Source organism: Inquilinus sp. (assembly GCF_057815775.1).
In genome coordinates this window covers 1-6,256 of record NZ_JBYRFX010000161.1, presented here as the reverse complement: position 1 = coordinate 6,256, position 6,256 = coordinate 1, and the positions used below count along the sequence as shown (strand labels likewise).

Annotated in this window: 6 protein-coding genes; 1 reads left to right on the top strand and 5 read right to left on the bottom strand. The window is 69.0% G+C overall.

The genetic code is table 11. The annotated features are described in order from the left end of the window. The first annotated feature begins 399 nt into the window (after window positions 1-399). The gene (locus AC3XYG_RS05860) at window positions 400-846 is read left to right on the top strand and encodes a hypothetical protein (RefSeq protein WP_489138876.1); all 447 of its coding nucleotides are present in this window, start codon (window positions 400-402) and stop codon (window positions 844-846) included. Between the two features lie 215 nt (window positions 847-1,061). Here the strand turns inward: AC3XYG_RS05860 and AC3XYG_RS05855 are convergent, their stop codons facing one another. The 5 genes from AC3XYG_RS05855 to eno all read right to left on the bottom strand — a co-directional run bounded on the left by AC3XYG_RS05855 (window position 1,062) and on the right by eno (window position 6,153). Continuing rightward, complete coding sequence (locus AC3XYG_RS05855; RefSeq protein WP_489138875.1) at window positions 1,062-1,499, bottom strand: type II toxin-antitoxin system VapC family toxin; 438 nt, start codon at window positions 1,497-1,499, stop codon at window positions 1,062-1,064. Continuing rightward, window positions 1,496-1,750 carry a type II toxin-antitoxin system Phd/YefM family antitoxin gene (locus AC3XYG_RS05850; RefSeq protein ID WP_489138874.1) on the bottom strand — a complete coding sequence of 85 codons (255 nt, stop codon included), beginning with the start codon at window positions 1,748-1,750 and terminating at the stop codon, window positions 1,496-1,498. Before AC3XYG_RS05850 ends, AC3XYG_RS05855 begins: the two co-directional genes overlap by 4 nt. 205 nt (window positions 1,751-1,955) lie before the next feature. Then, entirely contained in the window at window positions 1,956-3,395 is a 1,440-nt protein-coding gene (locus AC3XYG_RS05845; protein ID WP_489138873.1) for an aldehyde dehydrogenase family protein, read from the bottom strand. A gap of 88 nt (window positions 3,396-3,483) precedes the next feature. Beyond that, window positions 3,484-4,836: a DNA recombination protein RmuC gene (locus AC3XYG_RS05840; RefSeq protein WP_489138872.1), complete on the bottom strand. Its 1,353-nt coding sequence runs from the start codon at window positions 4,834-4,836 to the stop codon at window positions 3,484-3,486. Between the two features lie 42 nt (window positions 4,837-4,878). Beyond that, window positions 4,879-6,153 carry a phosphopyruvate hydratase gene (gene eno / locus AC3XYG_RS05835; protein WP_489138871.1) on the bottom strand — a complete coding sequence of 425 codons (1,275 nt, stop codon included), beginning with the start codon at window positions 6,151-6,153 and terminating at the stop codon, window positions 4,879-4,881. Window positions 6,154-6,256: the final 103 nt, after the last annotated feature.

Genomic DNA, 6,256 nt, shown 5'->3' with positions numbered 1-6,256 from the left:
CGACACCCCCCCCCCCGGCCCCCCACCCGCATGGGGAGGGGGGAGAGTAAAAAGGGCAAGCCGGCTCGGGACTGTGAGGCCGCGTGGGAACCGACGATCACAGGAGTATTATCCGCAGCCATTGTTCATGATATGTTCCATGGACAAGCCGCAATCCCATCAGACATCGGAGGTCCCGGCCGCTCCCCAGGCGGAGCGGGCCGGGCGGATGCTCAACCGGATGGCCGAGATGGCGATGGAGCGGGCCGAGGCGCTGCATGCGGCGTCCCTGGAGGCGATCCGTGAGCGCGACGCCGCCAATTCGAACTCGCCTTCGCCCGCCAGGACCGGGAGGCGGTCGACAAGGCCGCCGCCGGCGCCCGGGCCCGCGCCACGGAGAAGGCGGAACGCCGCAACACGGTGGCGCGCGTGGTCGTCCATTCGATCTGTTCCGACCAGAACCTGGATTTCCGGACCTCCGCCCATCTCGCCAACGGGATGTGGGAGCAGCTGATCGAGACCCGCGAGATTGACGAGGCGCTGGCCCTGGCCGAGCATCCGATCGAGGAGATCGTGCTGCGGCTGTGCCGCGACATGGGGGTGAAGCCGGAGCTGGTGCTGCTGCCGGACCCGGATGGGCCCGCGGCCCGCACGCCACCCCAGCGCTATGCCAACGAGGGCTACCTGCCGGACGAAGCGGACGATGTCGACGAGTGGTGGCCCCATGAGGGCCCGGACAAGGGCCGGTACTGGTATCGCACCCACAGCCTGAAGCACCTGCACATCGTCACCGGCTGGTACGACATGGCTGGCTACGACAACCCGATCGAAGGCCTGCCCTGGGACCAGCCGCCCGACACCGGGTGAGACGCCATCGCGGCCCCGATGAACCGTTGGGTTCGCCGATGCGAACCCCAACCATCGAAGAGATCGTTTCGCCTCTCCCGCCCTCGCGGGAGGGGCCGGCGGCGCTTGCATGCGTCCGCCGCGAACAGAAAGGCCGGCCATTGCCTAACCGGCTGCGGAAGTCCCTGGCGCGGTTCGGGCTGGACTGGCAGGTGGTGGCTGACAGGTCCGATTGGTCACTGGCTAGACAGCGGACGAGCCCACGGGTTCACCATGGATGCCAGTGCGACCTCGAAATCCGACGTGTTGCTGGTGACCAGTGTCAGGTTGTGGACCTGGGCCGTCGCGGCCACGAAGGCGTCCATGGCGCTGATCGGTCGCCCGGCGGCGACGCACGTCGCGACCACGACCCCCCAGGCATCCGCCACTGCTGGGTTGATCGGCAAGATCCGGGAGTCGAAGCGTGCCGGCAGATCGTCTTTCAACCACTGATCAAGCTGGATCCGCCGTCGTCCATGGGGCAAGCGTTCGATGCCATGCCGGAGTTCCACCAGGGTCACGACACTGAGGAAGATCCGATCCTCATCGACCTCGGAGAGCCAGGCGATCACGCCGGTGTCGGGCAAGGGCTTCTTCCATTCCGAGACGACGTTGGTGTCGAGCAGAAAGCTCAAAGGCCGCTCTCGCGGGGGCCGTCCTTGCGCCGCTCAACGTCCAGATCCGACCCAGGCAGGGGCGAGGCGGCGAAGAAATCGGCGAGGGTGCCGACGCGCTTCGTCTTCCGTTCCCATTCCTCGGCGGACACGACGACGACGGCGGAGTGGCCATTCCGGGTGACGGTCTGCGGCCCGTCCCGGCGGGCCCGATCGATGACTTCGCTGAATTTCGCCTTGGCTTCGGCGACGCTCCAGGTTCCTTCGGTCACAACGACCTCCAACGCATCATGGTCATGATGGTCATCTCGCGGCACATCGCAAGCGCCAACAGAAAGGCCCGGCCGTCGCCGGCCGGGCCTTTCAGTACTGCGCTCTCGAACCGATCAGCCCGAAGTGATGATCGGGCGATGACCGATCACACTTGGCATGATCGGCCTTCCGCCGATCAACCCGGTATGATCGGACTAAGTCCGATCAACCTGGGAACGTATAAGCCGTCTTCACCACGGTGTAGAACTCGGCGGCGTAGCGGCCCTGTTCGCGCGGGCCGTAGCTGGAGCCCTTCCGGCCGCCGAACGGCACGTGATAATCCACGCCCGCGGTCGGCAGGTTCACCATCACCATGCCGGCCTGGCTGGCCCGCTTGAAGTGGCTGGCGTATTTCAGGCTCGAGGTGGCGATGCCGGCGGACAGGCCAAATTCGGTGTCGTTCGCCGTGGCCAGCGCCGCTTCGTAATCCTTGACCCGGATCACCGTGGCGACCGGCCCGAAGATCTCCTCGCGGTTGATCCGCATGTCGTTGGTGGTCTCGATGAACAGCGCCGGGGACAGGTAGAAGCCCTCGGTCTCGCGGTTCAGCCGCTCGCCGCCGAAGGCCAGCTTGGCGCCTTCCTTGACGCCGATGTCGATGTAGGACAGGTCCTGGTCCAGCTGGCTCTGGTCCACCACCGGGCCCATCTCAGTGCCCTGCTTCAGCGCGTTGTCGACCTTCAGCGACTTCAGCTTCTCGGTCATCGCCGCGACGAAGCGGTCATGGATGCCCTCGGTCACGATCAGGCGCGACGAGGCGGTGCAGCGCTGGCCGGTGGAGAAGAAGGCGCTGTTGGTGGCGGCCCCGACGGCGGTGTTCAGGTCGGCATCGTCGAGGATGACCATCGGGTTCTTGCCGCCCATCTCGAGCTGCACCTTCTTGCCGATCTCGGCGCAGCGCACCGCGATGGCGCGGCCGGTGCCGACCGACCCGGTGAAGCTGATGGCGTCGATGTCACGGCTGGCGACGAAGGTTTCGCCGACCACAGAGCCGCGGCCCATCACCAGGTTGAACACGCCGGACGGCACGCCGGAGTCGATGATGATCTGCGACAGGGCCCAGGCGCTGCCCGGCACCAGGTCGGCCGGCTTGAACACGATGCAGTTGCCATAGGCCAGGGCCGGGGCGATCTTCCAGGCCGGGATGGCGATCGGGAAGTTCCACGGCGTGATCAGGCCGATGACGCCCATCGGCTCCCGCGTGATCTCGACATCGATGCCGGGGCGGACCGAGGCCAGCTTCTCACCCTGGATGCGCAGCACCTCGCCGGCGAAGAACTTGAAGATCTGGCCGGCGCGGGCGGCCTCGCCGATGCCCTCGGGCAGGGTCTTGCCTTCCTCGCGCGACAGCAGCCGGCCCAGCTCTTCCTTCTTGGCCAGGATGGTGTTGCCGATCTTGTCCAGCAGGTCGTGCCGCTCCTGCAGCGTGGTCATCGACCATTTCGGGAAGGCGGCACGGGCCGCGGCGATTGCCTGCTCCGCCTGGGCGCGGTCGGCACGGGTGTACTCGCCGACCACGTCCGACAGGTCCGACGGGTTCACGTTCTTCGCCGCGTCCGGGCCTTCGACCCAGGATCCGGCGATGTAATTGGCGTGGACGCTCATTTCGTTCCCTCTCTCGACCTTTTGTCGGATGTATGACTACTGGATAGGTCGTGCCGATATCCGATGCAACAAGGCTGCGGCATGCCAGCTATGGCAAATCGTCTTCCGCAGTGGCCGGCAGCTCGGCCTCCGGCCCATCCAGCTCCAGCAGCGGCGCCGCCTTGTCCATCGGCAGCTCCTCCACCTGGCGCAGCTTGCGGTGGATGGCGCGGGTGCGGGTGCCGATCTGCTGGATCACGTTCTGCCCCTCCTGCAGCTTCTTGCCGACCTTGTCCATCAGCTCGCCATAGCTCTGGAACTCCGCCTTCACGGCACCCAGCACCTGCCAGATCTCGGCCGATTTGTGCTGGATCGCCAGGGTGCGGAAGCCCATGCGCAGGCTGGACAGGAAGGCGCCGAGCGTGGTTGGGCCCAGGATGGTGACGCGGTACTGCTCGCGCACTGATTCGCGCAGGCCGGGCCGGCGCAGGATCTCGGCGAACAGCCCCTCGGTCGGCACGAACAGCACGGCGAAATCCGTGGTGACGGGCGGGTAGATATATTTGGTGGCGATCTTCTTCGCCTCGTCGCGGATCCGCCGGTCCAGCTGCCGGCCCGCGGCCTCGGCGGCCACGGCATCGCCGGCCTCCAGCGCCAGGTTCAGCCGCTCGTAATCCTCCTGCGGGAACTTGCTGTCGACCGGCAGCAGCACGCCTTCGGGCAGGCGGATGGCGAACTCCACCGTCTCGGCACTGTCCGGTCGCGGCCGGGCGTTGCGCACCAGCTGGTCCTCGGTCAGCACCTGCTCCAGCAGGGCGTCCAGCTGCTCCTCGCCGAAGGTGCCGCGGGTCTTCACGCCGGACAGCATCTTCTTCAGGTCGCCGACGCCGCCGGCCAGCACCTGCATCTCGCCCAGGCCCTGGTGCACCCGCTCCAGCCGCTCGCTCACGGTCTGGAACTGGGCCTGCAGCCGGGTCTCCAGCGTCGCCTGCAGCTTCTCGTCGACGGTGGCGCGCATCTGCTCCAGCTTCGCCTCGTTCTCCTGGCGCAGCTTCTGCAGGTTCAGGTCCAGCGTCTCGCGCAGCCGGCCCTGGCTCTGTGCCATCGATTCGGACAGCGCCTGCAGCCGGGTGGCCACGGTGTCCAGCCGGGTCTGCTGGGTCTCGCCGATCGCCCGCATCGCGCCGACCAGCGTCTCGCCGGTGTTGCGCAGCGACGACGCGATCTCCTGCCGCTGCCGGCTGTCGCGGGCTTCGGCCGAGGCTTCGGCGCGCCGTTCCGCCGTCTGCAGCTCCTGCTCCACCCGGCCCAGGTCGCGGCGCAGATCCTCGATCGCACCGGTCAGCGGGCTCAGATCCAGCCGGGTCCGCCGGAACAGCGCGACCAGCAGGGTCAGGATGGCGACGCCGAGGATGACGAGGCCGAGGATGCGGAGATCGATCGAGGCGAGGTCGAAATTCATAAGCTCATCCGGATGCGGGACGGGCAGAACACCTCAGACGGCCTACCCGCGCAAGGTGCTTCGGCCGGCGAAGCGGGCGCGGGCGCCCAGCGCCTCCTCGATCCGCAGCGCCGCATTCCATTTCGCCATCCGCTCCGACCGGGCGAAGGACCCGACCTTCAGCTGGCCGACGCCCCAGCCGACCACCAGGTCGACGATGGTGGTGTCCTCACTCTCGCCCGAGCGGGCGGAGACGATGCCGGTCAGCCCGGCCGCCTTGGCCGCATCCCAGGCCGCCCGGGTCTCGGTCAGCGTGCCGCGCTGGTTCGGCTTGATCAGCACGGTGGTGCAGGCCCGTGCCGCCGCCGCCGCGCGCACCCGCGCCGCATCGGTCACCAGGAAATCGTCGCCGACAATCTGCACCCGGTCGCCGATCGCCGCGGTGATGGCCTGGAAGCCGGCGGCGTCATCCTCCGCCACCGGGTCCTCGACCGACAGGATCGGCCAGCGCCGGGTCCAGCCGGCGACCAGATCGACCATCTCGCCAGTGTCGCGCTCCCGCCCTTCGAAGCGGTAGCGGCCGTCGCGGCCGAATTCGGAGGCGGCGACGTCAAGCGCGATCGCCACCTCGTCGCCCGGCCGGCGGCCAGCCCGCTCGATGGCGCGGACCAGCATGTCCAGCGCCTCGGCCGAATCGGCGAAGGCCGGCCAGAAGCCGCCCTCATCGGCGACGCCGTACAGCTTGCCGGACTCGGCCATCAGCGACCCGGCGGCGCGGTAGACCTCGGCGGTCCAGTCCAGCGCCTCGGCGAAGCTGCCGGCGCCGGGGCAGATCACCATGAAGTCCTGCAGGTCCAGCCGCCGCCCGGCATGGGCGCCGCCGCCGAAGATCTGGATTTCCGGCAGGGGCAGCAGTACGGCGTCGTCGCCGCCGAGATGGCGCCACAGCGGCAGGCCGGCGGCCGCCGCGGCAGCCTGGGCCGCGGCCATCGACACGGCGATGGTGGCGTTGCCGCCCAGCCGCGCCTTGTCCGCCGTGCCATCCAGCGCGATCAGGGCGTGGTCCAGCCCGGCCTGGTCGGCGGCGTCGAAGCCGGCCAGGGCGCGGGCGACCTCGCCGTTCACCGCATCGACCGCGCCGCGCACGTCGTGGCCGCCGAAACCGGTGCCGCCGTCGCGCCGGTCCAGCGCCTCGCCCGAGCCGGTGGAGGCGCCGGCCGGGGCGATGGCGCGGCCGACGCCGCCGCCCTCCAGCCGGATCTCGGCCTCCACGGTCGGCCGGCCGCGGCTGTCCCAGACACGGCGGCCGCGGATCTCGGTGATGCGGGTGCGGGTCACAGGCTCAACTCCTCGGCCCAGGCGGTGCGGATCTCGGCCAGTCTGTTCGGCGGGGCCAGCAGCAGCGGTTTCGCCACCCGGCGTACCCGGTCCTGCTGTGCCG